Raw genomic sequence first — 26,109 nt, 5'->3', positions numbered from 1 at the left:
CCGGTCACCGGGTCGGCGCCGATGAAGGTATAGCCCGAGGTCTTGTATTCCTTGTCGAGGATGTTCTTGCCGTGGACACCCAGGCTCCAGCGGCCGCCGGGCGCGGTATAGACCAGACTGGCGTCCAGCAGCGCATAGCCCTTCTGGTCGATATAGGGGTTGGGAACCTCGAACTGGTAGGTCTTGCCGCGATAGGAGACCGTGGTGTTGAACGAGACGTCGCCCTCGCCAACCGGCGCGGTATAGGCCAGGGTCGCGCTGCCGTTCCACTTCGGGGTGTTCTGGACCTTGCGGAATTCGGCCACGTCCACCGGGCCGACGCCGGGCACCTGGGTGATGTATTCCTTGTAGCGCGCATTGATGTAGCCGAGCGAGCCGGAGAGGTTCAGGCGGTCTCCCGAAGCCGCGAGGTTCTGGGCAAGGCGGGCATTGGCCTCGAACTCCACGCCGTCGATCTTCACTTTGCCGGCATTGGTGATGACGCCGCAGAAGGTCGGCAAGCCGTTCACCGTACAGCCCGCCGATCCGGGGATCTGCACGTCCTTGTAGTCCATGTGGAACGCGGCCAGCGCCACGTAGAGACCTCCGCCGAACAGGTTGCCCTTGTAGCCGACCTCGTAGCTGTCCACCGATTCCGGCTTGAAGCTCAGGTAGTCGCTGACTTCGGCATCGGTCGGCTGGCCCGGCGTCGCCGACGGTGCGTTTACGCCGACGCCGCGCGGGTCGAAACCGCCGCCCTTGAAGCCCTGCGAGAAGCTGGCGTAGAGATTGTGGTCCGGCGTCGGCTTGAAGCTGAGCGAGGCGCGCGGGGTGAACTTCTTGAACACCGCCTTGCCCGAGAAGTCCGTGCTCGGTGCCCCGAACGGCACGCCGAGGCCGCCGAACACCGGCGAACCGCCGCCGAGATAGTTCTGGCGCAGGATCTCGGCCTTGCGCTCGTCCCAGGTATAGCGTCCGCCGACCGCGAGACTGAGCTGGTCGGTGAAGTCGAAGGTGAAGTCGCCGAAGACCGCCCAGGTGCTGGTGTCGACATCGGCCTGGGTATAGGCGGTGAGACCGTTGACCGTGGTGAAGATACGCACGTCGAAGGCGGTATCCGCCTTGGCGCCAAGGTAGTAGGCGCCGATCATGCCCTGGAGCCAGCTACCGTTGTCGTAGAGCAGCTGGAATTCCTGGCTGACCTGCTCGTTGTTGTAGAAGGCAGGCACGTCGACATCGACGGCGGGCAGCGCGTCGAAGTCGATCGGCGAGGCGCTCTTGTCCTTGCGCCAGGCGCTGATCGAGCGGAACGTCAGCGCGTCGCTCAGTTCGGCGCTGGCATTGATCGCAAAGCCGTAGGCCTTCACGTCCTGCCGGGGATCGTCCAGCCCGCCCTGGCTGTCGAACACGTCGTCCAGCACCGGCGTGCCGGAGACCATGCCCGGGATCAGGCGGTGGCCGCCGCGCGTGTTCGACTTGTCGCGGGTATAGTCGCCGGAGATGCGGATCAGCACCGGCTGGCCCTTGCCGCCGATCTCCACGGTGCCGCGCCCGGCCCAGATATCCTTGTTGTAGTTGTCCTCGCCGGTGGTCAGGTTCTTGCCGAAGCCCCCGCGCGACAGGCGCGCCACCGAGCCGCCGACGCGCACGAGGTCGCTGATCGGCGTCGAGACGGTCAACACGCCGTCGGCCTGGTCGTAAGTGCCGTAAGTGCCGCGCAGCTTGAGCGAGAAATGGTCGGGCAATTCGCGCGTCACGTACTTCACCGCGCCGCCGATGGTGTTGCGACCATAGAGCGTGCCCTGCGGCCCGCGCAGCACTTCGATCCGCTCGACGTCGTAGATATCGAGCACGGCGGCCTGCGGGCGGTTGAGGTAGACGTCGTCGAGATAGATGCCCACGCCCTGCTCGAAGCCCGAGACCGGGTCCTGCTGGCCGATGCCGCGAATAAAGGCGGAGAGCGTGGAGTTGGTCCCGCGCGAGACTTCCAGCGTCACGTTCGGGGTGGACTGGGCGATATCGGTAATGTCGAGCGCGCCGGACTTGGCGAGTTGCTCCCCGCTGAAGCTGGTGACGGCGATGGGAACGTCCACAAGGCGTTCCTCACGGCGACGGGCGGTGACGACGATCTCGCCGGTGCTCACGTCGCCCGTGGCGGCAGGCTGATCGGCCTCCTGCCCCAGAGCCGGTGCGGCAAGGCCAAGGCTCATGGCCAGCGCAAGGCAGCTTGCCCCCCTGCCGCCGATCCCCATGCTGCGGAAACGCCCCTTCTGCATCGCTGAAACTCCCATCGCACTCTACTGGTGTTGCGCCCTCGATATCGAAACATGAACCACCTTTCAATATTGAAGGTTTGCCATGGCGACGATCCGGGTCTAGCTGTGCCTTTGTGACCACAGATGAAGCGCCTCAGGATCGGGAAGACTCGCGGGAGCCGGCGATTTCGGCCAAAGTTCCACGCACGGAGCGCGGGCGGCGCACCTTGCGCAAACTGCTGGATGCCGCCGCGATCGAGTTCGGCGAGAACGGCTTTCACGAAGCTTCGATAACCGGCATCACCAGGCGCGCGGGCACCGCACTCGGCAGCTTCTATACGTACTTCGATTCCAAGGACGAAATCTTCCGCGCGCTGGTGGACGACCTCAGCGGCAAAGTGAAACAGGCCGCGCGTGAGGCCCTGCGCGATCCGCTTCCCGCGCTCGAAACCGAACAGGCTGCCCTCGCCGCCTTCCTGCGCTTCGCCCGCGAGCATAAGGAAATCTACCGCATCATCGACGAGAGCGAGTTCGTCGATCCGGCCAGTTTTCGCATTCACTACGAATCGACCGCCCGCCGCATCCGCGAGCGCCTTGCCGAAGGTACGCGCAAGGGCGAGTTGCGCGAGGGACTGGGCGAGGCTCACGCCTGGGCGATCATGGGGATGAACGTGTTCCTCGGCCTGCGCTACGCGGTCTGGTCGAACGAGGGCACGCCGGAGAGTCTGGCCGAGCTGGCGAATTCGATCCTGCGCGAAGGCATTGCCGCGCGGAACGGGACCGCGCGAGACGGGGATGGAGACTGACCTCTCCGCCATCACGCCGTTAATCTTTGCCTCCCGCCAGTCCCCTTGCGGGACATCGCCCAGAGCGCGCTGGCATTGACGGCGGCCTTGCGCGATGTTGGGCCGGTGAAAGCCGCCGAACCGACAGGACACCTCTTCCCGTGAATCCCCGCCTCCTGCTCGCTTCCGGCGTACTCGCGATTGCCGTGATCGTCGGCGTCTTTGCGCTGTCCTCCTCGGAACCCGCCGCGCCGCCCTCGCCCCATGCCGTCGCCGCAGCTCCCGCCCGGCCCGCCCCCAAGCCCGCCCCTCAGCCTTCCGTGCCGCCCAAGGACGAACCTTTCGTCATCAAGCGCATCCTGCCGATCAAGGGCGCGATCAAGTACGGCGAATGGCACTGGGACGAGGCGAACGTCCCCGCCGGGCCGATCGTGATGACCGTCGACCTCGACGCGCGGGTGATCTCGGTATTCCGGGGCGGCTACGAGATCGGCACGAGTGCAGTGCTGCTCGGCACCGGAGACACGCCCACCCCGCTCGGCGTCTTCCCGATTACCGAGAAGGACAAGGACCACGTCTCCAACATCTACACCGGCGCGCCGATGCCCTACATGCAGCGCCTGACCAACGACGGCATCACCCTTCACGGCTCGAACGTGGAACTGGGCTACGCCAGCCACGGCTGCGTGGGCATGCCGGTAGACTTTGCCGCCAAGCTCTTCGGAACGACGAAGATCGGCGACAAGGTCTACATCACGCGCGGCAAGCAGGTCGGCCTCGGCGACGATCTTGCAGGCGGCTGACGGGGCTTGAACACCGATCGGACTTGAACCGGGGGCGGCAATGCCCGAAGACGCGGCCACGATGACCGAGACCAGCCTCTACGACCGCATCGGCGGTGCCGCGACGATCGATGCCCTCGTCGACAGCTTCTACGCCCGCATGGACCAGTTGGACGAGGCCCGAACGATCCGCGCCATGCACCCGCCGGACCTCGCGCCGCTGGGGCAGGTGCTGAAGGATTATCTGTCCGAATGGCTGGGCGGCCCGGCGCTGTTCTCCCCGGTCCGCGGCCATCCCCGCATGCGCCAGCGCCACATGCGGGTGCCGATCGATTCCGCCGCGCGTGATGCCTGGCTGCTCTGCATGCGCGGCGCGCTGGCAGAAACCGTGGCCGACGAACAGGCCCGCGCCGCGATCGACGAGTCGATGGCCCGCCTCGCCGACTGGATGCGCAATGTCCCCGACGAGGCGCCCGCCGAAACCACGATTAGCCAGAACTAATACCCACCAAGGGCAATCCCCTTCGCCTTTCCTGCGGTCTCGGGCCTAGAATGACGGCCTGAAATTCCGATAATGCAGGAGAGCACGTGATGAGTGGTATCGTCGTCCAGAACATCGAGCGGGCCGACCCCGCGGTGATCGACGGCCTCGCCAAGTGCGGCGTCGCAACCGTCCATGAAGCCCAGGGCCGCACCGGCCTTCTCGCCAGCTACATGACCCCGATCTATCGCGGTGCCCGCATCGCCGGTTCGGCGGTGACCATCAGCGCGCCTCCGGGCGACAACTGGATGGTCCACGTCGCCATCGAGCAGCTCAAGGAAGGCGATGTGCTCCTCCTCGCCCCGACCAGCCCCTGTGAGGACGGCTACTTCGGCGACCTGCTGGCCACCAGCGCCATCGCGCGCGGCTGCCGCGGCCTGATCATCGACGCCGGCGTGCGCGACGTGCGCGACCTGACCGAGATGGAATTCCCGGTCTGGTCCAAGGCGGTCTACGCGCAGGGCACCGTCAAGAACACGCTCGGCTCCGTCAACGTGCCGGTCGTCTGCGCCAATGCCGCCGTGAACCCCGGCGACGTGATCGTGGCCGACGATGACGGCGTGGTCGTGGTCCCCCGCGAAAAGGCCGCCGAAGTGCTCGCCGCCGCACAGGCCCGCGAAGCCAACGAAGGCGAAAAGCGCGAGAAGCTGGCCGCAGGCGTGCTCGGCCTCGACATGTACAAGATGCGCGAGCGCCTCGAAAAGGAAGGCCTCAAGTATGTCTGAGCGGATCACCTCGTGGCACGCGGCCCCGAGCAAGCCGCTCTACACGCCGCCCGCAGGCGCGATCGACGCGCATTGCCACGTCTTCGGCCCGATGGCTGAGTTCCCGTTCAGCGCCAAGGCCAAGTACCTCCCCGAGGACGCCGGGCCGGACAAGCTCTTCGCCCTGCGCGATCACCTCGGCTTCGCCCGCAACGTGATCGTGCAGGCGAGCTGCCACGGCACCGACAATGCCGCGACGCTGGACGCCATCGCCAAGTCCGACGGAAAGGCGCGCGGCGTGGCCGTGGTCGATCCGGCGATCTCGGACGCGGACCTCGCCAAGCTGCATGAAGGCGGCATTCGCGGCATCCGCTTCAACTTCCTCAAGCGCCTCGTGGACGATGCGCCGAAGGACAAGTTCCTCGAAGTCGCCGGTCGCCTGCCCGAAGGCTGGCACGTGGTGATCTACTTCGAGGCGGACATCCTCGATGAGATGCGCGCCTTCATCGACGCGATCCCGGTGCCGGTCGTCATCGATCACATGGGCCGCCCGGACGTGACGCAGGGGCCGGACGGCGTGGACATGAAGGCGTTCCGCACCCTCCTCGATTCGCGCGAGGACATCTGGTTCAAGGCTACCTGCCCCGACCGCCTCGACCCGACGAATGACCCGTGGGACAAGTTCGCCGAAGCGGTCGCGCCGCTGGTGGCGGACTATCCGGACCGCGTGATCTGGGGCACCGACTGGCCGCACCCGAACATGCAGGACAACATTCCGGACGACGGCCATCTGGTCGACATGATCCCCCGCATCGCGCCCACGGCAGAGCTTCAGCAGAAGCTACTCGTGACCAATCCGATGCGGCTTTACTGGCCGGAAGAGCTTTAAGCTGACGGTGGGGCGAATGCCGGCCCCACAACTCCACACCTCGTCATTGCGAGCGTAGCGAAGCAATCCAGAGTCGCGCAGAGCCGCTCTGGATTGCCGCGTCGGCTTCGCCTCCTCGCAATGACGAAGGAGTGGTGGCGCTCGACAGCGGAAATGTATCGGCGCGCCCCGCACTCGCGGTTGGCGCGCCGATTGCGTCGGGAGACATGATAAAGCCTGCGCCGCAGGGAGCGCACGACGGATAGGCGGCGCGCAACGTAGACATTCCGAGGGTCCGGGGGATCATCCCCCGGATTTTCCTCTTGTTACTTCAACCGCTCCGCATGCCAGCCGATATGCTCGGCCATGAAGCTGGAGATGAAGTAATAGGAGTGGTCATACCCCTCCTGCATCCGGATCGTCGCCGGCTGGCCCGCCTTGGCGCAAGCCTCTTCCAGCAGATGCGTCTTCAACTGACCTTCAAGGAAGCCGTCAGCCGTGCCCTGATCGACCAGCAGGTCCGGCAGACGCGCACCATCCTCGATCAGCGCACAGGCGTCGTATTCACGCCATGCAGCGCGGTCCGCGCCGATATAGCCGGTCAGTGCCTTCTCGCCCCAAGGGCAGTTCAGCGGCGAGACGATCGGCGCAAAGGCGCTGACCGAGCGGAAGCGCGAAGGATCGCGCAGCGCGATCGTCAGCGCGCCGTGACCGCCCATCGAGTGGCCGGTAATGCCCTGCCGCGCCATGTCGGCGGGGAAGTGCTCGGCGATCACGGCGGGAAGCTCGGTCTCGATGTAGGAGCGCATGCGGAAGTTCGCGCTCCACGGCTCCTGCGTCGCATCGACGTAGAAACCCGCGCCCTTGCCGAAGTCGTAGCCTTCGTCATCCGGCACGTCATCGCCGCGCGGAGACGTATCCGGCGCGACAAAGATCACGCCGTGCTCGGCGCAGGCGCGGCGGAATTCGCCCTTTTCGGTGACGTTGGCGTGGGTGCAGGTCAGGCCCGAGAGATACCACAGCACCGGCAGCTTCGTACCCGGGGCATGCTCGGGCACGAAAACCGAGAAAGTCATCTCCGTGCCCGTCTCGGCGGAGGCGTGGGTGTAGACACCCTGCACCCCGCCGAACGCCTTGTTGGTCGAAACCGTCTCCATCAGAAGACGACGACCGAACGGATCGACTTGCCTTCATGCATCAGGTCGAACGCGGTGTTGATCTCTTCCAGGCCCATGACGTGGGTGATCATCGGGTCGATCTCGATCTTGCCGGTCATGTACATGTCGACGATCTTCGGCACGTCGGTACGGCCCTTGGCGCCGCCGAACGCGGTGCCGCGCCAGTTGCGGCCCGTCACGAGCTGGAACGGGCGCGTCTCGATGGTCTTGCCCGCTTCGGCCACGCCGATCACGATCGAGGTGCCCCAGCCGCGGTGGCAGGCTTCCAGTGCGGTGCGCATCACTTCGGTATTGCCGGTGGCGTCGAAGGTGTAGTCCGCGCCGCCGTCGGTCATCAGCACGATCTTGGCGACCACGTCCTCGCGGCTCACGCCCTTGGTGTTGAGGAAGTCGGTCATGCCGAAGCGGCGGCCCCATTCCTCGCGGTCCGGGTTGATGTCCACGCCGATGATCTTGTTGGCACCCGCGAGGCGCGCGCCCTGGATCACGTTGAGGCCGATGCCGCCGAGGCCGAAGACCACGACATTGTCACCCACCTGCACCTTCGCGGTGTTGATGACGGCGCCGACGCCCGTGGTGACGCCGCAACCGATGTAGCAGGACGACTGGAACGGCGCGTCTTCACGGATCTTGGCGACGGCGATTTCGGGCAGAACGGTGAAGTTCGAGAAGGTCGAGCAACCCATGTAGTGGTAAATCGGCTGGCCCTTGTAGGAAAAGCGCGTGGTGCCGTCCGGCATCAGGCCCTTGCCCTGCGTGGCGCGGATTGCGGTGCAGAGGTTGGTCTTGCCGGAGAGGCACGACTTACACTGGCGGCATTCCGGGGTGTAGAGCGGGATCACGTGATCACCCGGCACCACCGAAGTAACGCCCGCGCCCACTTCGCGTACGATGCCGGCGCCTTCATGGCCCAGCACGCTGGGGAAGATCCCCTCGCTGTCCAGACCGTCCAGCGTATAGGCGTCGGTGTGGCAGATGCCGGTCGCCATGATTTCCACCAGAACCTCGCCCGCCTTGGGGCCTTCAAGGTCCAGTTCGACGATTTCGAGCGGCTTCTTGGCCTCGAAGGCGACGGCGGCGCGGGTCTTCATTGGGGTATGCTCCTTGAACTTCGTGCGCGCTTTGTAGGACCGGGCCTTGCTGTGATAAAGCGCCCGTTCTGAAAAGTATTATCACCATACGGGGAAAATCATGCTCGGCCAGTGGGACGGGATCGAAGAGTTCGTGATGGTCGCGCGCCACGGCAGCTTCACTTTGGCGGCGGAGGCCTATGGCGCCAGCGTCACGCATATGAGCCGGGCGCTCGCACGGCTGGAAACGCGGCTTCAGGTCCAGCTGATGCTGCGCACGACGCGTACATTGCGGCTGACGGAAACCGGCCAGATCTTCCTCGAAACCTGCCGCCGCCTGATCGAGGAGCGCGACGAGGCGATTGCCGCGATCACCTCTCAGGGCGAGCCGCGCGGGCACCTCCGCGTCACCTGCTCCTACGCGCTGGGCGAGAAGTTCGTGGCGCCGCTGGTGCGCGAACTTTCGCAGGCCTATCCGGCGATCTCGGTGACGCTGGATCTCGACAACGGCCTCGTCGACCTGATCGCCGATGGCTACGATCTGGCGATCCGCACCGGTCATCTGGAAGACTCCCGGCTGGTGGCGACCCGGGTGGCATCGCGCGCCCTGATCACCCTCGCCTCGCCTGCCTACCTTGATGCCCATGGGCGGCCTTCCGATATCGCGGAGCTTTCGCGTCACGAATGTCTGGTTGGCTCGGCGGCGCAGTGGCAATTTCGTGGCGGCAAGACCTTCCGCCCGCAAGGCCGCTGGCGCTGCAACAGCGGCAATGCCCTGCTGGAAGCGGCGCTGGCGGGCATGGGGCTATGCCAGTTGCCCGCCTTCTACCTTGGCGATCATGTCGCGGCGGGTCGGCTGGAGCCGGTGCTGACCGACCTCGCGCCGGAGGAGGAGCCGATCTGGGCGGTCTATCCGCAGCGCCGCCATCTCTCCCCCAAGGTCGGCGCGCTGGTGGCGCATTTGCGCGCGCATCTGTCGGCAAGGCTGGCCGAGGCCAGCGCTTGACGGGTTATCGCGTTTTCCGGGTCGTCAGGACTGGAAAACGCTCTAGCCGATCACCAGCGGCGGCGTACCGCCCTCTTCCACATCGTCGTTGGCGTGTTCGACAGGATCGTCGATCGTCGGCGCGGGCACCCGGAAATAACCGTGCCGCTCGGCCCGTTCGCCGATCTGCTGGCTGGACGTCAGGCTGATGAGCCAGGGCGAGGCGAGCAGGCCCAAAGTCAGCGGCGAGAGCCACAGCGCCGTCACCGGATCGATGAACACCGTCGCCGCGAAAAGCACGCCGAGCGCAATGTGCTCCTTGAGGTCGGGCAGCACCTCGCGCACGGAAATGCGGCGGGCATCGCGGTCCTGGGTGTTCCAGTGCACCGGAATGCCGAGCGCGAGGCCGACCAGCGCCTTGACCTGCATGACCATGGTCACCGGCGCCAGCAGGATCGCCAGCGGCACTTCCAGCGCGACCGTGCGCAGGACACCGCTGAAACCGCCGAAGCTGCGGCGGCGCGTCTTGTCGGCGAGGACCCAGATCGTGCCCATCGCCTTCGGTCCGAACAGCAGCAGCACGGTAAGCCAGAGCACGCTCGGCGGCGTCACCACGCCCAGGATCTGCCCGCCTTTGCTGGCGGCGGCCTGCGCGATCGAGGTGATGAGCAGCAGGAGCCAGCCCGGCGAGGTCAGATAGGCCGAGGCACCGATCAGCAGATGCAGGCGGCTCGCCCAGTGCAGGCCGGAAGCATCGAGCAGACGCAGATGCTGGAGATTGCCCTGCATCCAGCGACGGTCGCGGATCGCATGATCGACGATGGTGGGCGGGAATTCCTCGTAGCTGCCGTCGATCATGACCATGTGCACGGCCCAGCCGCGGCGGCGCAGCAGCGCGGATTCCAACATGTCGTGGCTGAGGATGTGCCCGCCGAACGGCGGCTTGCCCGGCAGTTCCGGCAGACCGCAAGCCTCGGCGAAGGCACGGGTACGGACGATCGCGTTGTGGCCCCAGAAGTTCGATTCCGCGCCCGACCACCAGAGCAGCCCCGCCGAGGCGATCGGCCCGTAGGCCTCGCTGGCGAAGCGCATCCAGCGCTGAAACACGGTCTTGGCATTGATGATCATCGGCACGGTCTGGAGCAGGCCGATCGAGGGCCGCTCCTCCATGATCGCCGCCATGCCGACGATGGCATCGCCGCTCATCAGCGAGTCGGCGTCGAGGATCAGCATGTTCTCGTAGGCGCCGCCGAAGCGCTGGACCCATTCCGCGATATTGCCGGGTTTGCGCGCGATGTTCTTCTCGCGGCGGCGGTAATAGACGTTGATCGGTGCCTCGGCGGCGATCTCGCGCCAGGCGGCTTCTTCGCGCTTGCCGTGGAAGGCGTTGGAGTCGCTGAGGACGAAGAAGTCGATCCACTCCGCCGCACCCGAAGCCGCGATGGAATTGGTCATCGCCCGCACGCGGCCGAAGGTGGCCTCCACGCTCTCGTTGTAGACCGGCATGAGCACGGCGGTGCGGTGCCGCAGCGAGGACGCCGGACTGGGGATCGCAGTGAATCCGGGGTGCTTGCCGCTGATGAGCTGGAGGAAACCGATCGTCGACGTGACGAAGCCGAAGGAAATCCAGCAGAACAGCGGCACGAAGAACAGCAACAGGATCACGTCGATCACGCCGAGGCCGTCACGCGACAGGGCGAAGCGCACTTCGCTCGACGCGGCAAGGCCGATCGTGGCGGTCAACGCGATCAGCAGCAGACGTTTCACCAACATGCCGTGCGGGCTGGTGGCGACGGCGATCGTGCCCGGTGCGATGCCGTCGAGGTCCTGGATCGGCATCGCCAGCGGCGCTTCCGCCGGAAGCGGGTTGAGGGCGCGGTTCATGGCTGAATTCCCTGGATCACTGTCTCGCTGAGCGCTTGCTCACCACGTTTTATATATAGCCTGAATTCAGGCGAAGGCACAGCCGAGGGCGACACGTCCAGAGTCACCCGCCAGCGGCCTTCCTGCCCGGCCACCGGATAGGCGGCGGCATGAAGCAGGGCCTTGGGTGGCAGGTTCGTCGCCGCCGTCACCCCACTGTCGCGGGTGAGGCCCTTGAGCACGGGGCCTTCGAAATCGAACACGAACTTGCGTGCTTCCTGCGAGGTCGGGGTGTCGCCCGGCCGCCCGGCCCGGCCCTGCCAGCTGTCCACGCAGCGCGCGGCGGTCCCGGCGCTGGGGTCCTGCGAAGTCCAGGTGAGGCGATAGGAAAACTCGCGGCTCTGCCCGGCCTTTGCAGGCTGATCGGAGACCCAGAACGCGGCGATGTTGTCCTGCGTCTCGGCATCGGTCGGCATGCGGTAGAGCATGACCGTGCCCGTGCCCCAGTCGCCTTGCGGCTCGACCCAGAGCGAGGGGCGGCGATCGTAGAACGCGCCGTCGTCCTGATAGTGGTCGAAGGTCTGGTCACGCTGGAGCAGGCCGAAAGCCTTCACATGATCGGCGCGCAGGGCATTGGTGCGGTTCACCGAAGGGTTGGAGAGCGGCACCCAGATGCGCTCGCCGCTGCCGGACCACAGCGCCAGACCATCGGAATCGTGGATTTCCGGGCGCCAGTCCCCGCGCTTGGCGAAGTCGGACTGGTCGTACCAGAACATGCTGGTGATCGGCGCGGCGCCGAGGCGCTCGATGTCGCGGCGGAAGAACAGCGCCGCGCGCACGTCCTGCGTCACCCCGGCTGCCGTCTTGCGGCAATCGAAGGCATAGGCGCCGGTCACGCTCGGACCATCGAGCAGGGCGTGGATGCGAACGTGGTCGCCCCCGAGGTTCTCGATCCAGAATTCGGTGAAGGCGGGGAACTCCTCCGCCTTGGGCAGCGCGGTATCGACGGCGATGCCGCGCGCAGAAAGGCCGTACTGGTCGCGCGAGCCGGAAGCGCGGAAATAGGAGGCGCCGAGATAGGCCATCCAGTCCGAGTGCTGATCGGCGGTCATGACCCGGAAGCCCGCCGGATCGCCCTGCTTGCCGCCCACGAAAAGCCCGCGCGCATCGACGAGTTCGCGCGCCGCGCCGTTCTCCACGAGGTGGAGCTTCACGGCATGGGGCGACGTGCCGCGCGTCGTCGGGAACAGGCGGACATTGCCGCCAAGCGCCTGCGCCTGCCCGTAAGTCAGCCTGCCCGCCGCATCGAAATCGGCGGCGGCATGGGGAGAGGTCGTCGGCTCGGTCCACGGCCGCCCGGCAAGCACGCGGGCCTGCTGGACCAGCGTGTCCCAGGAAAACGGCGCGGGTGCGGCGAATTTCGGCTGCACGGCGGCCTCGGCCATGCGCGGAAAAGCGGCAAGCCCGGCCATCAGGGCCAAAAGGCCCGAAAATTCGCGCCGGGCGAGCGCTCGCTGCGAGACGGGAAGATCGGCTTCGACAGCCGTATCCGGGCTCTCGCCCCTCATGTTCGTTCGGTTCATGCGGTCAATACGCATAGACGAAACCAAAGTTTCGTTGCGCCTGAAGGGTCCTTCTATTGTCGGGCGCGATTACCGGCACCGTTATCGAGTGGGCGGATTGCGCCAGCCGATGATCACTTCGTCACCGGGCTTGAGGTCATTGGCGAAGACTTCGGTGCGTTTACCGTCGCCTGCGCCTGTAGAAACATAGACCCGGCGCGGCTCCCCGTCCGGCGAAACGAGATAAATGCGCGCCCGGCTGCGGTCGGCCGAGTTCTCGGGATCGAACGTGAGCGCGGAATCGGGCACCAGCATCACGCCCTTGCGCGCGGGCAAGGCGATCTCGACCGTGGCGGCCATGCCCGGACGCACGGTTTCCGCCGGCTTCTCCAGCGCAAAGGCGGCGCGGCGCGATCCCGGCGCATCGGCGCGGTCCAGCAGGACGCGCGCCAGCCTGGCCTGCTGCACGGCATCCGGCATGGCATCCAGCCGCACGCGGGCCATGGTGCCGGTGCCGATCTCGGCATCGCCCGCCTTGGCCAGCGGAATCTCGATCTCCAGCGTCTCGTCGCTGGCGGCAAGCGTGAACAGCCGCATGCCGGCGCGCACGCGCTGCCCGGTGCTGATATTGCGGTCCACCACGAAGCCCGCGAAAGGCGCGCGCACGACGGCGGCGGCCAGCTTCTCGCTGTCGGCCTTGAGACCGCTCTGCGCCGCCGAGAGACGCGCCTGCGACGCAGCAACCTCACGCGTCGCGCGATCGACTGCGCTGCGGGCACTCTCCAGTTCGTTGATCGCCGGGACCCGATGCCCGGACCGGCGCCAGACATCCTCGAAACGACCGAGCTTGGCCGCTGCCTCGTCCCGCGCCGCACGGGCGGCGGCAAGGTCGGACTCGGCGGCCGAGACCAGCGAGCGGTCGGCCGAAAGGGTACTGCGCAGCGGCTCGGCGTCGATGGTGGCGAGCACCTGTCCTTCCTCCACGCGCCCGCCCGCCGGAACGCCTTCCGCGGTGACGGTGCCGTCCAGCGTCGCCGTCAGGCCGACTTCGCCGCTGCCGTGGATCGTCCCCTGCTCCGAGATCAGCGGCACCACGTCGCCGCGCTCGACCAGAGCGGTGTAATAAGGCGAATCCGTTCCGCTCAGGAACCGGACCAGCAGCATGATCGAAGCGACGGCCGCCAGCGCCAGCAGCGCCACGGTGAGGAAATGCCCCCGCCCCCGTCGTTTGCCGGCTCCCAGAAATGTGTCGAGTGCCCCCGATTCGGCGTCAGTCACAGCTCGCGGTCCCCATCGGCGGGTCGAGATCGGCGGCGGACCAGCCCGCGCCTTCCTGCTTGTGCAGGCGAATGACCGTCGCCGCACGGTCCGCCTTCAGGCCGACGCGCGCTTCCTCGGCGGCCAGCGCCGCTGCCTCGGCAACGTAGAGCGTGGCGAAATCCCCAAAGCCGGCCCGATAGGCCGAGCGCGCGTCGGTGACGGCGCGCTTGGCCTGGGCGGCGGTATCCGCCAGCGCAGATTCGCGCTTGTCGAAAGCAGCGAGCGCGACGCGGGTCGAGGCGATTTCGGCGCGCGCGCCCTCATCCGCCTTGGTCAGCTTCTGCAAGGCATCGCGCAGAACCTGCGATGTCGTAGCATCCTCGGGCGCGGCGATCGCGGCATCGAGCTGCACCTGCGTTATCTTGTCGTGCGCAAGGCTGGATTCGAGGCGGCTGCGCAAGGCGAGAAGATCGGCGCGGTGCAGCGGCGCCTCGGATGCGGGCGAAGCGTCGACTGCAAAAGTCGGGATATCCGCCTTCTCCCCCAGCGCGGTCAGGAGATCGGTGTCCGTCATCCCGGTCAGCGCCGAAAGCCTGCCGCGCGCCTCGTCGTAGCGCGCGCGGGTGGCGGCAACGTCGGCATCGGCCACGCCCGCCATGCTGTTGCCCAGGCCGCCGTCGATGGCGGTGACAAGACCGGCCTGTCGGCGAAACTCGGCGATCACCGCATTGTCGCGGAACTGGTCGAGCCGCTGGGTGCGCAGGATGAGAACCTGCTGAAGGCGGCGCACCTGGACATAGGCCAGCGCCACTTCGGTCGCCCGGTCGGCGCGGGCCTGCGCATAGGCATAGGCCCAGGCCATGCGCGCCGCATCGCGCTCCGGCGCCTCGTCCTTGCCGACCAGCGCGCGGACCTTGCCCGACAGGCGGCGCGATGCCGAGGCGTCGGTTTCTTCCTGCTCGTGCAGACGCGCGGCGCGGCAGGCGAGATCGTTGTCCGCCGCAAGACCGCGCTCAATGAGATTGGCCAACAACGGATCGCCCGCCGCCTTCCACCAGTCACCGTCCTGCGGAGCTTCCACCGGCGGCGCGATCGTCAGCGCGGCATGGGTCTCGGGCGCCTTGGACGTGACGCACCCGGCGAGCGCGAGGCTCAGCCCAATGGCAAACGCCGACACAAAGGGGCCGCGTGCGCGGCGAAGGACAACAGGATTTCGCACAAGGGCTGCGATAGCAGCAAAGCGCGCCGAGGCAATCGTGCTGCGCATGCGAAGCCCCCAAGTTCTTGCCGGAGCGACGAAAAACGCACCCATAGCCACCTGCTGGCCACTGGCCGCTTCCCGATCCATGTTCCGTCATCCCCTCGCTGCATTCCGGTCGAACGGTGCCGAAACGCATGGGAGGGCCGAGGGTGTCGAAAAGAATAAAGAAAAAGCAGGGGATCATAGACCCCCTGCACCCCCGATACTGTCTAGGTTACGCGGACCAACGCCGTTCCGCTGCCACGGCGGCGTCGGCAGACATAATGGCTGCGCCGCAAGGAGCGCGCATCGGATAGGTCGCGCGCGACGCCGACATTCCGAGGGTCTGGGGGATCTCCTGAGCTTGTCGAAGGGCCCCAGGACTCCCTCTTATTCTTTAGACCGGCAACCCGACGTAATTCTCGGCAATCACCCGCCGCGCATGCTCGCTCGACGCGATGTAGTCGAGTTCCGCAAGCTGCATCCGGCGCTCGAACGGACCGTCTTCGGGGAAGCGGTGCATCAGCTTGGTCAGCGACCAGCTGAAGCGCTCCGCCGCCCAGACGCGGCGCAGGGCCTTGGCCGAATAGCCCGGAATCGCGTCGTTGTCGGCGTTCTTGAAGAAAGCGGTCAGGGCTTCATGGGCATAGTAGACGTCGCTGGCGGCCAGGTTCAGACCCTTGGCGCCCGTCGGCGGCACGATATGCGCGGCGTCGCCGCAGAGCAGCAGGCTGCCGTGGCGCATCGGTTCGAACACGAAGGAGCGCAGCGGGGCGATCGACTTCTCGATGGAAGGCCCGCGCGTGATATGTGCGGCGGCGTCGGGGCCGAGGCGGATCGAGAGTTCGTCCCAGATCCGGTCGTCGCTCCAGTCCTCCAGCTTCTCGGTCAGCGGCACGTCGATGTAATAGCGGCTGCGGGTATGACTGCGCTGCGAGGCGAGCGCGAAGCCGCGTTCGTGGTGCGCGTAGATCAGCTCGTGGTTGCACGGCGGCACGTCCGCCAGGATGCCCAGCCAGCCGAAGGGATAGACGCGCTCGAACGTCTGGCCGACGCTGGCCGGGATCGCCTGACGCGAGGGACCGTGGAAGCCGTCGCAGCCGACGATGAAGCGCGCGTCGATGCGGTGCTCTGCGCCGTCCTTGGTATAGGTAACGAAGGGCGCGTCGCTCTCGATATCGTGGAGGGCGACATCTGCCGCCTGGTAGATCACTTCGAGACCGCGTTCCTCGCTCGCTTCCATCAGGTCGCGGGTGAGTTCGGTCTGGCCGTAGACCATGACCTGCTTACCGGTCAGCGCCTTGATGTCGATGCGGATCAGGCGCTCGCCGTCGGCAAGGTTGAAGCCGTCGTGCGGCAGGCCCTCTTCCTTCATGCGGGCATCGAGACCGAGCCGCTCCATCAGCGCGACAGTGCCCTGCTCCAGCACGCCCGCGCGGATGCGCGAAAGAACGTATTCACCGGTCTGGCGCTCGACGACCACGCAGTCGATGCCCTCGGCCCGCAGCAGGTGCCCGAGGAGGAGACCGGCAGGACCGGCGCCGACGATAGCTACTTGAGTGCGCATTTTCGCATTCTCCCAATTCCAACCTGCGGGCTCGCTCTTCGACCTTCTGGCCGACTTGTCGGGGAGCCTCGCTTCGCCCTTGGGATTGACACCGCGCGTAGTCTGGCGGAATGCACCGGACGGCCATTCTTCCGGTACTTTCGAGACACGCATGACACCTGCCCGGCCCGTCCCCTCTTACGTCCTCTATGGCGAGGATATTCCCGACAGCTCTCCGGAATTCGGGCATATCGAGACGATCGCCGCACGAAGTTCCTTGCACGACTGGGAAATTGCGCCGCATCGCCATGTTCGCGGCGTGCAGGTCATGCTGGTATCGAAGGGACAGGTAACGCTCACCATCGACGATACGACCGAAACGCTGGAGGCCCCCTGTCATATCGTAATTCCGGCGGGCAGCATCCATGGCTTCCGCTTCCGGCCGGAGACGCTGGGCTACGTTCTGATGCTCAGCAGCGGTTTTGCGGAGCGACGGAGCACTGCCGGAGATCCCCTGCTCCACGCGGCCACCCATGGCCGCTTCGCGCCGACGCCGGTGGAAATACTCGAGCGCGTCGAATTCCTCTGCGCGGAGATGCTCGCCATTCCGCAGGACTGGCGCCGTCCGAACGCGCTGTTCCTGTCGATGGCGGAAGCGCTGCTGCGCTCGCTGCTGCCGGAAGAAGAGGCCATGGACGAAGGCAGCGGCGACCAGCGCATCTCGCACTTGCGCCACCTCGTCGAACTGCACTTTCGCGATCAGTTGCCGATGGGCTGGTACGCCGAGCGGCTGGGCATGACGACGCGCACCCTCACCCGGCTGTGCCGCGCGAAGCTGGACTGTTCGCCGCAGGAACTGCTCCACGCGCGGCTCGCGCTGGAGGCACAGCGGCTGCTGTGCTTCGCCAATGCCAGCGTCGTGCAGGTCTCGAACGAACTGGGCTTTTCCGATCCCTCGTACTTCTCGCGGTTCTACCTGCGGATGACGGGGCATCGGCCGCATCTGGACAAGTCCACCCATGCGCATGGGGAGTAGGAGGGGGAAAGGAAAAGCAGGGGATCATAGACCCCCTGCCCCCCAATACCGTCGATGTCACGCGGACCGTAGCGCGCCCAAGGCAGCGCCGGGAGACCTAATGGCTGCACCGCAAGGAGCGCACTGCGTACAGGTCGGGCGCGACGACGACATTCCGAGGGTCTGGGGGATCATCCCCCAGGACTTCCTCTTCAATTACTTCCCCAAAGCAACCGGCCCGATAGGTCGGCGGCATTCTCAGATATTGACGAGGATCAGACGATCCCGGCGCCGAGGCCCACGGCCTTGCGTTCCTGCGCCTTACGGTCGCGCCAGCGGCTTTCGCGGTAGACGCCGAGCACGTCCGCCGCGCCGCCCGCTTCCACGCGCGCCTTGGCAAGGATGGGGCTGACGTCCACGTTGTAGGCCCGGCGCAGCGCCTGGAACGCCATCATCGTGTCGTTGGCCTCCTGCGAGAGATGCAGCGCCTCGCGGTCAACCAGCAGCGCCTTGGCATAGCACGAACCGATCGCTTCGGCGGAAGAGAGCATTGACTCGATCGGGTCGGTCACGTTGTGCGACTGGTCGATCATGTAGCTCGGCTTGAAACCGTCACGCGGGGCCAGTTCCGCCTCGACCAGTTCGTTGAACACCAGGAACAGCTGGTGCGGGTTGATCGAGCCCGAATCGAGGTCGTCGTCGCCGTATTTGCTGTCGTTGAAGTGGAAGCCGCCCAGCTTGCCGAAGCGGTGGAGGCGGGCCACGATCTGCTCGATGTTCACGTTCGGCGCATGGTGGCCGAGGTCGACGAGGCACTTGGCCTTGGGGCCGAGTTCCTGCGCGGCGAGGATCGAGGAACCCCAGTCACTGATGACGGTGGAGTAGAACGCCGGTTCGAACATCTTGTGTTCGAGCAGCATGCGCCAGTCATCCGGCAGCGCGGCATAGACCTGCGCGGCGGCGTCCAGATAGCGGTCGAGGCTGCGGCCGAGGTCCTGCTGGCCGGGGAAGTTGGTGCCGTCACCCACCCACACGGTCAGATCGGTCGAACCGAGCTGGCGGCCGATCTCGATGCATTCGATGTTGTGCTCGACGGCCTGCTGGCGGGTCGCCTCGATGGTCGAGGAGAGCGAACCGGTGGCGTAAGTGTGCGCCTGGTCCTTCTGGTCCTGGAAGGTATTCGAATTCACCGCATCGAAGCCGAGGCCGAGGCTGGCGGCTTCTTCGCGCAGCGCCTTGTAGTCGCTCACCTTGTCCCACGGGAAGTGCGGCGAGACGCGCGGCGTCAGGCGCGAAAGCTGGTTGATGACGGCGCAGTCTTCGAGCTTTTCGTGAATCGTGGTCGGCTCGCCCGCGATGGGGAACTTGGCGAAGCGAGTGCCGCCCCGGCCCGCACCCCACGAAGGCACCGCAACCGAGAAGGCGGCGACCTTGTCCTTGATCGCATCGATGGCGATGCCCGAACGCTCCAGCTTGCGGCCGAGCGAGGCGTATTCGTCCTCCAGCGCGTCGGCCGCGCGGGCATTGGCTTCGGCGATCAGTTCATCCGAAATCGGCAGTCTGCTCATTCTTCTATCCTCTTGCCCGTTCGGGGACGCGCCGGTTCGCGCGCTCCCCGAAAACATCTCTTATTAGCGCGTGAACGCCTGCGCGTTACCCGCATCGACATTGATCATGTTGCCGGTCGATTTCGCCGACTGGTCGCCGGCAAGGAAATAGACCGCCTCGGCAATGTCCGAAGGCAGCACGTCGCGCTTCAGCATGGAACGGTTGCGGTAGTGCTCTTCCAGTTCCTTGCCGGTGTCGATGCCGTGGGCGCCTGCACGTTCCTTGCGCCAGTCGCCGTCCCAGATCTTGCTGCCCTTGATGACCGCATCGGGGTTGACGACGTTGACGCGGATGCCGTGGGGCGCACCTTCAAGTGCCAGACAGCGCGCAAGGTGGTTCGCCGCTGCCTTGGCCGAAGCATAGGCCGAGGCATTGGTGGCTGCGGCCACGCCGTTCTTCGAACCGATGAAGACGACCGAAGTGCCGCCCTGGTCCTTCATGCCCTTCAGCAGCGGCCAAGCGGCGCGGCTGGTGAGGAAGTAGCCCTGCGCCAGCACGTCGTAATTGCGGTTCCACAGTTCGATCGTGGTTTCCTCGATCGGCGCCGAGGAGGCGATACCGGCATTGGCGACCAGAATATCGAGCCCGCCGAATTCGCGCGCGGCCGTGGCGAAGGCTTCGGAGACTTGCGCTTCGTCGGTCACGTCGCAGACCGCGGCGCGGACCACGTCCTTGCCGAACTGCTTGGCGAAACCGGCGCGCACTTCTTCCACGGCATTGGCGTCACGATCCGCGAGCAACACGCAGGCGCCGTCCGCCATCAGGCGCGCGGCAGTGGCGGCACCGATGCCGCCCGCACCGCCGGTGACGAGCGCCACGCGGCCAACCAGCGGCTTGGGTGCGGGCATGCGCTGGAGCTTGGCTTCCTCAAGCAGCCAGTATTCGATGTCGAACGCTTCCTGCTCGTCGAGCGCGATGTAGTCGCCGATGGCTTCGGCGCCGCGCATCACATTGATGGCGTTGCCGTAGAATTCCCCGGCGAGACGCGCGGTGGTCTTGTCGGTCGCGAAGGTCATGCGGCCGACGCCCGGCACCAGCACGACCACCGGGTTCGCATCGCGCATGGCAGGCGAGTTCCCACGCTTGCAGCGCCCGTAATAGGCTGCATACATGTCGCGATAATCGGCAATCTTCTGAGCCAGATAGTCCTGGTCCTGAAGACGCGAAGGGTCGAGGGTCAGGGGAGCGATCTTGGTGCGCAGGAAGTGATCGGGGCACGAAGTGCCGAGACCGGCGAGACGTTCGAACTCCACCGAGTTCACGAATTCCAGCGCCTCGGCATCGTCCGAGAAATGACCGACCTTGCGGCGCGCGCCAGTCATCAGCCCGCGCAGGCGCGGCATCAGGTCGGCGGCGATGGCGGCGCGGTCCTCGGAAGTGCCGTAAGCGGCGCCGCCGAACGCCGGCTTTTCACCCAGCTTTGCGTTGAGGTACTTCGCGGCATCGGCGATCAGTTCGACGGTGTGCTCGTAGCAGGACTTGGCGCTGTCGGCCCAGCAGATGATACCGTGCCCTGCGAGCATGACGCCCTCGACACCCGGATTGGCCGCGACGTAATCGCGAAGCTGGACGCCGAGCGTGTAGCCGGGACGCTTCCAGCCGAGCCAGCCGATCTTGCCGCCCCAGATTTCCTGCGTCGCCGCTTCGCCGCCCGAACTGGCCGCGAGCGCGATGATCGCGTCCGGATGGACGTGATCGACATGCGCGAAAGGCAGCAGCGAGTGCAGCGGCGTATCGATCGAGGCAGCCCGCGCGTTCAGGTTGAACGTGCAGTGCGGCAGGTAACCGACCATCTTGTCGTCGTCTTCCGGCCCGGCGTAGTGCGCCTCAAGGCCGAGCAGCTTTTCCTGATAGAGCGTGGCGAAACCATCGAGCTTCATAGAGCCGATGTCGCCGCCCGAGCCCTTCACCCAGAGCACTTCCACTTCGGCGCCGGTGAGCGGGTCCACTTCCGTCAGCTTGGCCGAAGTGTTGCCGCCACCGAAGTTGGTGACGGTGAGGTCCGAACCGAGCAGGTTCGAACGGTAGAGCAACAACTGTTCGGGAGACAGCGTCGCGGCCAGCGACTCGTCCCAGCGGCTGGAAGGAACGGCGAACGGTATCGCCGCGGTGCGGGAAGCGGTCATGGTGTCCATAGTCATCCTCTACCAATTCGTGCTTGCATGAGCAATCTGTTTCGCTACAAAACGATCACGTTCGATCATCAAAGTCAATCATAATTGGTCAGAACGGTAAGATTGGAAGAGGCATGACGGGAACGGGTACTTTCATCGTCGTCGATATCGGCAAGACCCTCAGCAAGGTGACGCTGTGGACGCGCGGCGGGCGCATGATCGACCGTCAGGTGCGCCCCAACGCCGCCTGTGAGCAGGACGGCCTGCGGGTTCTCGATGTCGAGGGAATCGGCCAATGGCTGCGCGCCACGCTGCGCGGCTGGTCGGGCCATCCGGTGGAAGCGATCATCCCGGTCGCGCACGGCGCCGGCTTTGCCGCGCTGGACGAAACGGGCCTGCTGTTCCCGCCGCTCGACTACGAACAGGCCGTTCCCGAAGAGGTCATGGCGGACTATCGCCGCGAACGGGACGCCTTCCTGCTCACCGGCTCGCCCGCCCTGCCCGACGGCCTCAATCTCGGCACCCAGGTCTACTGGATGGCCCGCCTTCATCCCGAGAAGATGGCCCGCGCCACGCTGGTTCCCTGGGCACAGTACTGGGCCTGGTTCCTCTCCGGCCATGTCGCCAGCGAAGTGACCAGCCTAGGCTGCCATACCGACCTCTGGTGCCCGGCCGACGCCCGCTTCTCGCCGATGGCCGAACGATTCGGCTGGGCCGAGCGATTCGCTCCCGTCGTCAGCGCCAGCGATGTCGTCGGCACCCTGCGTGCCGAGATCGCCGCCGAGACCGGCCTTCCCGCGACGGCACGCGTACTGGCAGGCCTGCACGATTCCAACGCGGCCCTCCTCGCCGCCCGCGGCTTTACGGAGATCGCCCGCAAGGAGGCGACGATTCTCTCCACCGGCACCTGGTTCATCGCCATGCGCCTTGCCGCAGAGACGTTCTCGATCGCCTCCCTGCCCGAGGCCCGCGACACGCTGGTCAATGTCGATGCCTATGGCTGGCCGGTGCCTTCCGCGCGCTTCATGGGCGGTCGCGAGATCGAATCGATCATCCAGATCGACACCCGCCGTGTCGACATCCGTCCCGACCAGCCGAAGCTGATGGAGGCCGTGCCCGGCCTGCTAGCACGCGGCACGATGATGATGCCCACTCTGGCGCCGGGCTTCGGTCCTTTTCCCGAGGGCAAGGCGGACTGGATCGACAAGCCCGAGGAATGGGCGGGAACCTGGTATGCCCGGCGCGCCGCGATCTGCCTCTATGCGGCGATGGTGGCCGACACGTCGCTGGACCTGATCGGATCGAAGGAACGCCTGCTGATCGAGGGCCGCTTCGCCGACGCCGAAGTCTTCGTCCGCGCCCTCGCCGCGCTGCGGCCCGAAACCGAAGTCTTCGTGGCGAACGCGCATAACGACGTCTCGTTCGGCGCGCTGCGGCTGATCAACCCGCTGCTTCAGGCGCAGGGCGGTCTTCGCCGCGTCGAGCCGCTCGAAGGCGATCTCATCGGCTATCGCGAAAAGTGGCGCGCGCACATGCGGGAGCTTGCCTGATGATAACGGCATCGATCCCCGACTTCCGCGAAGCCGCCCGCCGCCGCCTGCCGCGCTTCCTGTTCGAGTACATCGACGGCGGCTCCTATGCCGAGGCGACGCTGCGGCGCAATGTCTCCGACCTCGCCGAACTGGCGCTTCGCCAGCGGGTGCTGCGCGACGTATCGCAGCTCGATCTCTCGACCGAGCTGTTCGGCCAGAAGCTGGCCTTGCCCGTCGCCCTTGCCCCCATCGGCCTTGCCGGACTCAACGCCCGGCGCGGCGAGTGCCAAGCGGTGCGCGCGGCGGACAAGGCGGGGATTCCCTTCACGCTCTCCACCGTGGGCGCCTGTACCATCGGCGAAGTGGCGACGGCGGCAAGCAAGCCGTTCTGGTTCCAGCTCTACATGATCCGCGACCGCGCCTTCATGAAGGACCTGCTGGCCAAGGCGGTCGAGGCGGGCTGTTCCACCCTCGTCTTCACCGTGGACATGCCCGTTCCCGGCAGCCGCTACCGCGACTATCACACCGGCCTTGCCGGAACCGGCGGCCTGAAAGGTGCCGCCTGGCGCGCGGCACAAGCGGCGATGCGCCCGGCATGGGCCTGGGACGTGGGCCTCAACGGCCGCCCGCACACTTTGGGCAACGTCGCCCCGGTGCTCCAGGGCCGCACCGGCATCGAGGACTTCTTCGCCTGGATGCGAAACAACTTCGACCCCTCGATCAACTGGCGCGACCTCGATTTCATCCGTTCGGAATGGCAGGGGCCGCTGGTCATCAAGGGCATTCTCGACCCCGAGGACGCGAAGGAAGCCGCCGCGCTCGGCGCGGACGGGCTGGTCGTCTCCAACCACGGCGGCCGCCAGCTTGACGGGGTGCTCTCCAGCGCCCGTGCCCTGCCGCCCATCGCCGACGCGGTGGGAGACCGCATGACCGTGCTGGCCGACGGCGGCATCCGCTCCGGACTCGACGTGGTGCGCATGCTGGCGCTGGGCGCCAAGGGCGTGCTGCTCGGCCGTGCCTGGGCCTGGGCGCTCGGCGCCGGGGGCGAGGCGGGCGTGACCAAGATGCTCAAATTGATCGAGGCGGAGATGCGCGTCGCCATGGCGCTCACCGGCACGACGAAAATCGCAGAGATCGACAGAACGATCCTGGCGGGAGGGACCTGAAAATGACTGAAACCACCGGACAAGAGGACAACTGGCGCAACACCATACTCGCCGGTCTGGCCAACTATATCGACGCCGGCTCGATCGTCGCCGGCTCCGCCGCGCTCGCGCTGTGGCAGGAGAGCTACCACCTCTCCAACGATTTCGTCGGCCTGATCGCCGCCTTCGGCCCCAATGCCATCGGCGCGGGCGTGGGCGCGCTGATCGGCGGCTGGCTCTGCGACAAGCTGGGCCGCAAGAAGATCTACCAGTGGGACATGCTGATCTACGCGGCAGGCATGGCGATGCTGGTCTTCGCGGTGGCGCCCTGGATGATCGTCGTCGGCTTCCTGATCGTCGGCCTCGCGGTAGGCGCCGACATTCCCGCAAGCTGGTCGCTGATCGCCGAGCAGGCGCCTGACAACAAGCGCGGCAAGCATTCCGGCGTGGCGCAAGCGCTCTGGTATCTCGGCCCGGTCGTGGTCCTGCTGATGAGCCTTGCGCTGACCTCGCTCGGCGTGCTTGGCGCGCGGATCGTCTTCGCCCACCTCGTGGTGATCGCGCTCGGCCTTACCCTGCTGCGCTCCAAGATGAAGGAATCGGAACGCTGGGTGGAAGCCCAGAAATCCGAAGTGAAGCGCCCGCCCTTCTCCAGCCTGTTCAAGGGCAAGTACCTCGCCTCGATCCTGGGTCTGGTGGGCATGTACGGCTTCTGGAACCTCTGGGCGGGCACCAACGGGTTCTTCTTCCCCTACATCCTGCGCACCATGGGCGCCGCCACGCAGGCGCAGAGCGTCGCCATCCAGGCAGTCTCGTTCTTCGTCGCGATGATCTCGGTGACGTTCGTGTTCATGCGCCTGTCCGATAAGGTGAACCAGCGCACGCTGTTCATCATCTCCGCCGTCATCCAGGTCGCGGGCATGATGCTGCTGGCGGTGTTCCCGCTGACGATCCCGGTCGCCCTGCTCTACGTCTTCCTGCTCCAGTTCGGCGGCGGCTTCGGCGCGCAGAGCTTCTTCCAGCTCTGGAGTTCGGAGATGTTCCCGACGATGCTGCGCTCCACCGCACAGGGCGTCTGCTTCGCGATCGTGCGCATTTCGCTCGGGGTGTTCAGCTTCTTCGTGCCCATGCTCAACGCCACGGGCTTTACGAACCTTGCCTGGATTCTTACCGGGTTCCTTGTCATCAGCGGGATCATCGGCGCACTCTGGGCGCCGCGCAACGAGGGCAAGTCGCTGGAACAGCTCGAAGCGGAACAGGCCGGTTCGGACCATGGCTCTCAGAAGGAAGCACAAGTCGCATGCACGCCGAGGAACGCGAACGCCTGATACTGGAGGCCGTCGCCGACACGGGCTTCGTGAGCTACCGTGCTCTCGAAGCCCAGCTCGACGCCTCGCCCGCCACGATCCGGCGCGACCTGACGCGGCTGGAGGAATCCGGCCGCATCCAGCGCGTCCACGGCGGCGCCAAGCTGCCCGAGGACGAGAAGCCCGACAGGCCCCAGGGTCTGGCGGGCACACCCTTCGAGCAGTCCATCACCCAGAACCTGCCCACCAAGCAGGCCATCGGCCGCGCGGCGGCGAAGCTCTGCCGCCCCGGCGAGGGGATCATGATCGACGGCGGCACCACTACGCTGCAGATGTGCCCCTATCTCGACGGGCTGGACATGCAGGTGCTGACCAATTCGCTGCACATCGTCCATGCCCTGCTCCCGCAGACGGGAACGCGCGTGCTGCTGCCCTCGGGCACGGTGTTCCGCGAACAGAACATCGTCCTCGCACCGGCGGGCGAGGATTCGATGCCGCGCTTCCACGCACCCAAGCTGTTCATGGGCGCGGCGGCCGTGGGGCCTCAGGGGGTGATGCAGCAGGACGTGATCCTCGTCGCCGCCGAGCGCCGGTTCATGGACCGGGCCGAGGAAGTCGTGCTGCTCGTCGACAGTTCGAAGTTCCGCTCGTCGTCGGGCGCGATCGTCTGCGGGCTGGACGAAGTGGACACCATCGTGACCGATGCGGGAATTCCGCAGGACATGGCGGATCGGCTGCGGGATCTCGGGGTGAAGCTGGTCATCGCCTGA

At 66.3% G+C, this 26,109-nt stretch carries 21 protein-coding genes; 11 read left to right on the top strand and 10 right to left on the bottom strand.

All coding sequences use genetic code 11. From position 1 onward, the window contains the following. Positions 1-2,231: TonB-dependent receptor (locus V7066_RS05065; RefSeq protein WP_334182223.1), on the bottom strand; the 2,231-nt coding region annotated here is incomplete at its 3' end. Positions 2,232-2,461: 230 nt separating this feature from the next. On the opposite strand from V7066_RS05065, the gene V7066_RS05060 reads away from it, so the two are divergent. The 5 genes from V7066_RS05060 (at position 2,462) to V7066_RS05040 (ending at position 5,935) form a co-directional block, all read left to right on the top strand. After that, the gene (locus tag V7066_RS05060) at positions 2,462-3,040 is read left to right on the top strand and encodes a TetR/AcrR family transcriptional regulator (protein ID WP_334182157.1); all 579 of its coding nucleotides are present in this window, start codon (positions 2,462-2,464) and stop codon (positions 3,038-3,040) included. 140 nt (positions 3,041-3,180) lie between these two features. Next, positions 3,181-3,822 (top strand): L,D-transpeptidase family protein, encoded by a 642-nt coding sequence (locus V7066_RS05055; RefSeq protein ID WP_334182156.1) that lies wholly within the window; start codon positions 3,181-3,183, stop codon positions 3,820-3,822. Positions 3,823-3,862: 40 nt separating this feature from the next. Continuing rightward, positions 3,863-4,303, top strand: a complete 441-nt coding sequence (locus tag V7066_RS05050) for a group II truncated hemoglobin (protein WP_334182155.1) — start codon at positions 3,863-3,865, stop codon at positions 4,301-4,303. An 89-nt stretch (positions 4,304-4,392) separates the two neighbouring features. Continuing rightward, the gene (gene ligK, locus V7066_RS05045) at positions 4,393-5,067 is read left to right on the top strand and encodes a 4-carboxy-4-hydroxy-2-oxoadipate aldolase/oxaloacetate decarboxylase (protein WP_334182154.1); all 675 of its coding nucleotides are present in this window, start codon (positions 4,393-4,395) and stop codon (positions 5,065-5,067) included. Next, positions 5,060-5,935: an amidohydrolase family protein gene (locus V7066_RS05040; protein WP_334182153.1), complete on the top strand. Its 876-nt coding sequence runs from the start codon at positions 5,060-5,062 to the stop codon at positions 5,933-5,935. The genes ligK and V7066_RS05040 overlap by 8 nt, the downstream gene beginning before the upstream one ends. Before the next feature lie 305 nt (positions 5,936-6,240). Here V7066_RS05040 and fghA read toward each other — a convergent pair whose 3' ends face one another. Together fghA and V7066_RS05030 are read right to left on the bottom strand one after the other, a co-directional pair. Then, positions 6,241-7,071, bottom strand: coding sequence for an S-formylglutathione hydrolase (fghA, locus tag V7066_RS05035; RefSeq protein WP_334182152.1), 831 nt, complete (start codon positions 7,069-7,071; stop codon positions 6,241-6,243). After that, on the bottom strand, positions 7,071-8,183 hold the full coding sequence (locus V7066_RS05030; protein WP_334182151.1) for an S-(hydroxymethyl)glutathione dehydrogenase/class III alcohol dehydrogenase: 1,113 nt from the start codon (positions 8,181-8,183) through the stop codon (positions 7,071-7,073). The genes fghA and V7066_RS05030 overlap by 1 nt, the downstream gene beginning before the upstream one ends. Before the next feature lie 100 nt (positions 8,184-8,283). Here V7066_RS05030 and V7066_RS05025 point away from each other — a divergent pair, with 100 nt between their 5' ends. Beyond that, positions 8,284-9,168, top strand: coding sequence for a LysR substrate-binding domain-containing protein (locus tag V7066_RS05025; RefSeq protein ID WP_334182150.1), 885 nt, complete (start codon positions 8,284-8,286; stop codon positions 9,166-9,168). A 42-nt stretch (positions 9,169-9,210) separates the two neighbouring features. On the opposite strand, the gene mdoH is transcribed toward V7066_RS05025, so the two are convergent. From mdoH to pobA, 5 genes are all read right to left on the bottom strand, one after another. Continuing rightward, complete coding sequence (mdoH, locus tag V7066_RS05020; RefSeq protein WP_334182149.1) at positions 9,211-11,031, bottom strand: glucans biosynthesis glucosyltransferase MdoH; 1,821 nt, start codon at positions 11,029-11,031, stop codon at positions 9,211-9,213. Further along, positions 11,028-12,578: a glucan biosynthesis protein gene (locus V7066_RS05015; protein WP_334182148.1), complete on the bottom strand. Its 1,551-nt coding sequence runs from the start codon at positions 12,576-12,578 to the stop codon at positions 11,028-11,030. Before V7066_RS05015 ends, mdoH begins: the two co-directional genes overlap by 4 nt. A gap of 96 nt (positions 12,579-12,674) precedes the next feature. Continuing rightward, entirely contained in the window at positions 12,675-13,850 is a 1,176-nt protein-coding gene (locus V7066_RS05010; RefSeq protein WP_334182147.1) for an efflux RND transporter periplasmic adaptor subunit, read from the bottom strand. Further along, positions 13,843-15,009: a TolC family protein gene (locus V7066_RS05005; protein WP_334182146.1), complete on the bottom strand. Its 1,167-nt coding sequence runs from the start codon at positions 15,007-15,009 to the stop codon at positions 13,843-13,845. The genes V7066_RS05010 and V7066_RS05005 overlap by 8 nt, the downstream gene beginning before the upstream one ends. A 460-nt stretch (positions 15,010-15,469) precedes the next feature. Then, a complete protein-coding gene (pobA, locus tag V7066_RS05000) occupies positions 15,470-16,639 on the bottom strand; it encodes a 4-hydroxybenzoate 3-monooxygenase (RefSeq protein ID WP_334182145.1) in 1,170 nt (389 codons plus the stop codon). 151 nt (positions 16,640-16,790) lie between these two features. Between pobA and V7066_RS04995 the strand changes: the two genes are divergently transcribed. Next, positions 16,791-17,654 (top strand): helix-turn-helix domain-containing protein, encoded by an 864-nt coding sequence (locus tag V7066_RS04995; protein ID WP_334182144.1) that lies wholly within the window; start codon positions 16,791-16,793, stop codon positions 17,652-17,654. Positions 17,655-17,908: 254 nt separating this feature from the next. On the opposite strand, the gene V7066_RS04990 is transcribed toward V7066_RS04995, so the two are convergent. Both V7066_RS04990 and V7066_RS04985 read right to left on the bottom strand, forming a co-directional pair. Beyond that, positions 17,909-19,201: a TIM barrel protein gene (locus V7066_RS04990; RefSeq protein WP_086491810.1), complete on the bottom strand. Its 1,293-nt coding sequence runs from the start codon at positions 19,199-19,201 to the stop codon at positions 17,909-17,911. A gap of 63 nt (positions 19,202-19,264) precedes the next feature. Then, a complete protein-coding gene (locus V7066_RS04985) occupies positions 19,265-21,367 on the bottom strand; it encodes a bifunctional rhamnulose-1-phosphate aldolase/short-chain dehydrogenase (protein WP_334182143.1) in 2,103 nt (700 codons plus the stop codon). A 122-nt stretch (positions 21,368-21,489) separates the two neighbouring features. On the opposite strand from V7066_RS04985, the gene V7066_RS04980 reads away from it, so the two are divergent. From V7066_RS04980 to V7066_RS04965, 4 genes are read left to right on the top strand one after another with little or no spacing between them, the layout of a single operon-like run. Continuing rightward, entirely contained in the window at positions 21,490-22,905 is a 1,416-nt protein-coding gene (locus V7066_RS04980) for an FGGY-family carbohydrate kinase (RefSeq protein ID WP_334182142.1), read from the top strand. Then, positions 22,905-24,053 (top strand): FMN-dependent L-lactate dehydrogenase LldD, encoded by a 1,149-nt coding sequence (gene lldD / locus V7066_RS04975; protein ID WP_334182141.1) that lies wholly within the window; start codon positions 22,905-22,907, stop codon positions 24,051-24,053. Before V7066_RS04980 ends, lldD begins: the two co-directional genes overlap by 1 nt. Positions 24,054-24,055: 2 nt before the next feature. After that, a complete protein-coding gene (locus tag V7066_RS04970) occupies positions 24,056-25,360 on the top strand; it encodes an MFS transporter (RefSeq protein WP_334182140.1) in 1,305 nt (434 codons plus the stop codon). After that, a complete protein-coding gene (locus V7066_RS04965; protein WP_334182139.1) occupies positions 25,333-26,109 on the top strand; it encodes a DeoR/GlpR family DNA-binding transcription regulator in 777 nt (258 codons plus the stop codon). The genes V7066_RS04970 and V7066_RS04965 overlap by 28 nt, the downstream gene beginning before the upstream one ends.

This window comes from Novosphingobium sp. (genome assembly GCF_036820275.1).
Lineage (GTDB): Bacteria > Pseudomonadota > Alphaproteobacteria > Sphingomonadales > Sphingomonadaceae > Novosphingobium.
Note: the sequence above shows the minus strand (reverse complement) of the source record. Positions and strands in the feature narration are given on the sequence as shown.

Coding starts and splice junctions, on each gene's coding strand:
- V7066_RS05050 (WP_334182155.1), top strand. CDS start 3,863: ATGCCCGAAGACGCGGCCACGATGACCGAGACCAGCCTCTACGACCGC.
- ligK (WP_334182154.1), top strand. CDS start 4,393: ATGAGTGGTATCGTCGTCCAGAACATCGAGCGGGCCGACCCCGCGGTG.
- V7066_RS05040 (WP_334182153.1), top strand. CDS start 5,060: ATGTCTGAGCGGATCACCTCGTGGCACGCGGCCCCGAGCAAGCCGCTC.
- fghA (WP_334182152.1), bottom strand. CDS start 7,071: ATGGAGACGGTTTCGACCAACAAGGCGTTCGGCGGGGTGCAGGGTGTC.
- V7066_RS05030 (WP_334182151.1), bottom strand. CDS start 8,183: ATGAAGACCCGCGCCGCCGTCGCCTTCGAGGCCAAGAAGCCGCTCGAA.
- V7066_RS05025 (WP_334182150.1), top strand. CDS start 8,284: ATGCTCGGCCAGTGGGACGGGATCGAAGAGTTCGTGATGGTCGCGCGC.
- mdoH (WP_334182149.1), bottom strand. CDS start 11,031: ATGAACCGCGCCCTCAACCCGCTTCCGGCGGAAGCGCCGCTGGCGATG.
- V7066_RS05015 (WP_334182148.1), bottom strand. CDS start 12,578: ATGAGGGGCGAGAGCCCGGATACGGCTGTCGAAGCCGATCTTCCCGTC.
- pobA (WP_334182145.1), bottom strand. CDS start 16,639: ATGCGCACTCAAGTAGCTATCGTCGGCGCCGGTCCTGCCGGTCTCCTC.
- V7066_RS04995 (WP_334182144.1), top strand. CDS start 16,791: ATGACACCTGCCCGGCCCGTCCCCTCTTACGTCCTCTATGGCGAGGAT.
- V7066_RS04990 (WP_086491810.1), bottom strand. CDS start 19,201: ATGAGCAGACTGCCGATTTCGGATGAACTGATCGCCGAAGCCAATGCC.
- V7066_RS04985 (WP_334182143.1), bottom strand. CDS start 21,367: ATGACCGCTTCCCGCACCGCGGCGATACCGTTCGCCGTTCCTTCCAGC.
- V7066_RS04980 (WP_334182142.1), top strand. CDS start 21,490: ATGACGGGAACGGGTACTTTCATCGTCGTCGATATCGGCAAGACCCTC.
- lldD (WP_334182141.1), top strand. CDS start 22,905: ATGATAACGGCATCGATCCCCGACTTCCGCGAAGCCGCCCGCCGCCGC.
- V7066_RS04970 (WP_334182140.1), top strand. CDS start 24,056: ATGACTGAAACCACCGGACAAGAGGACAACTGGCGCAACACCATACTC.
- V7066_RS04965 (WP_334182139.1), top strand. CDS start 25,333: ATGCACGCCGAGGAACGCGAACGCCTGATACTGGAGGCCGTCGCCGAC.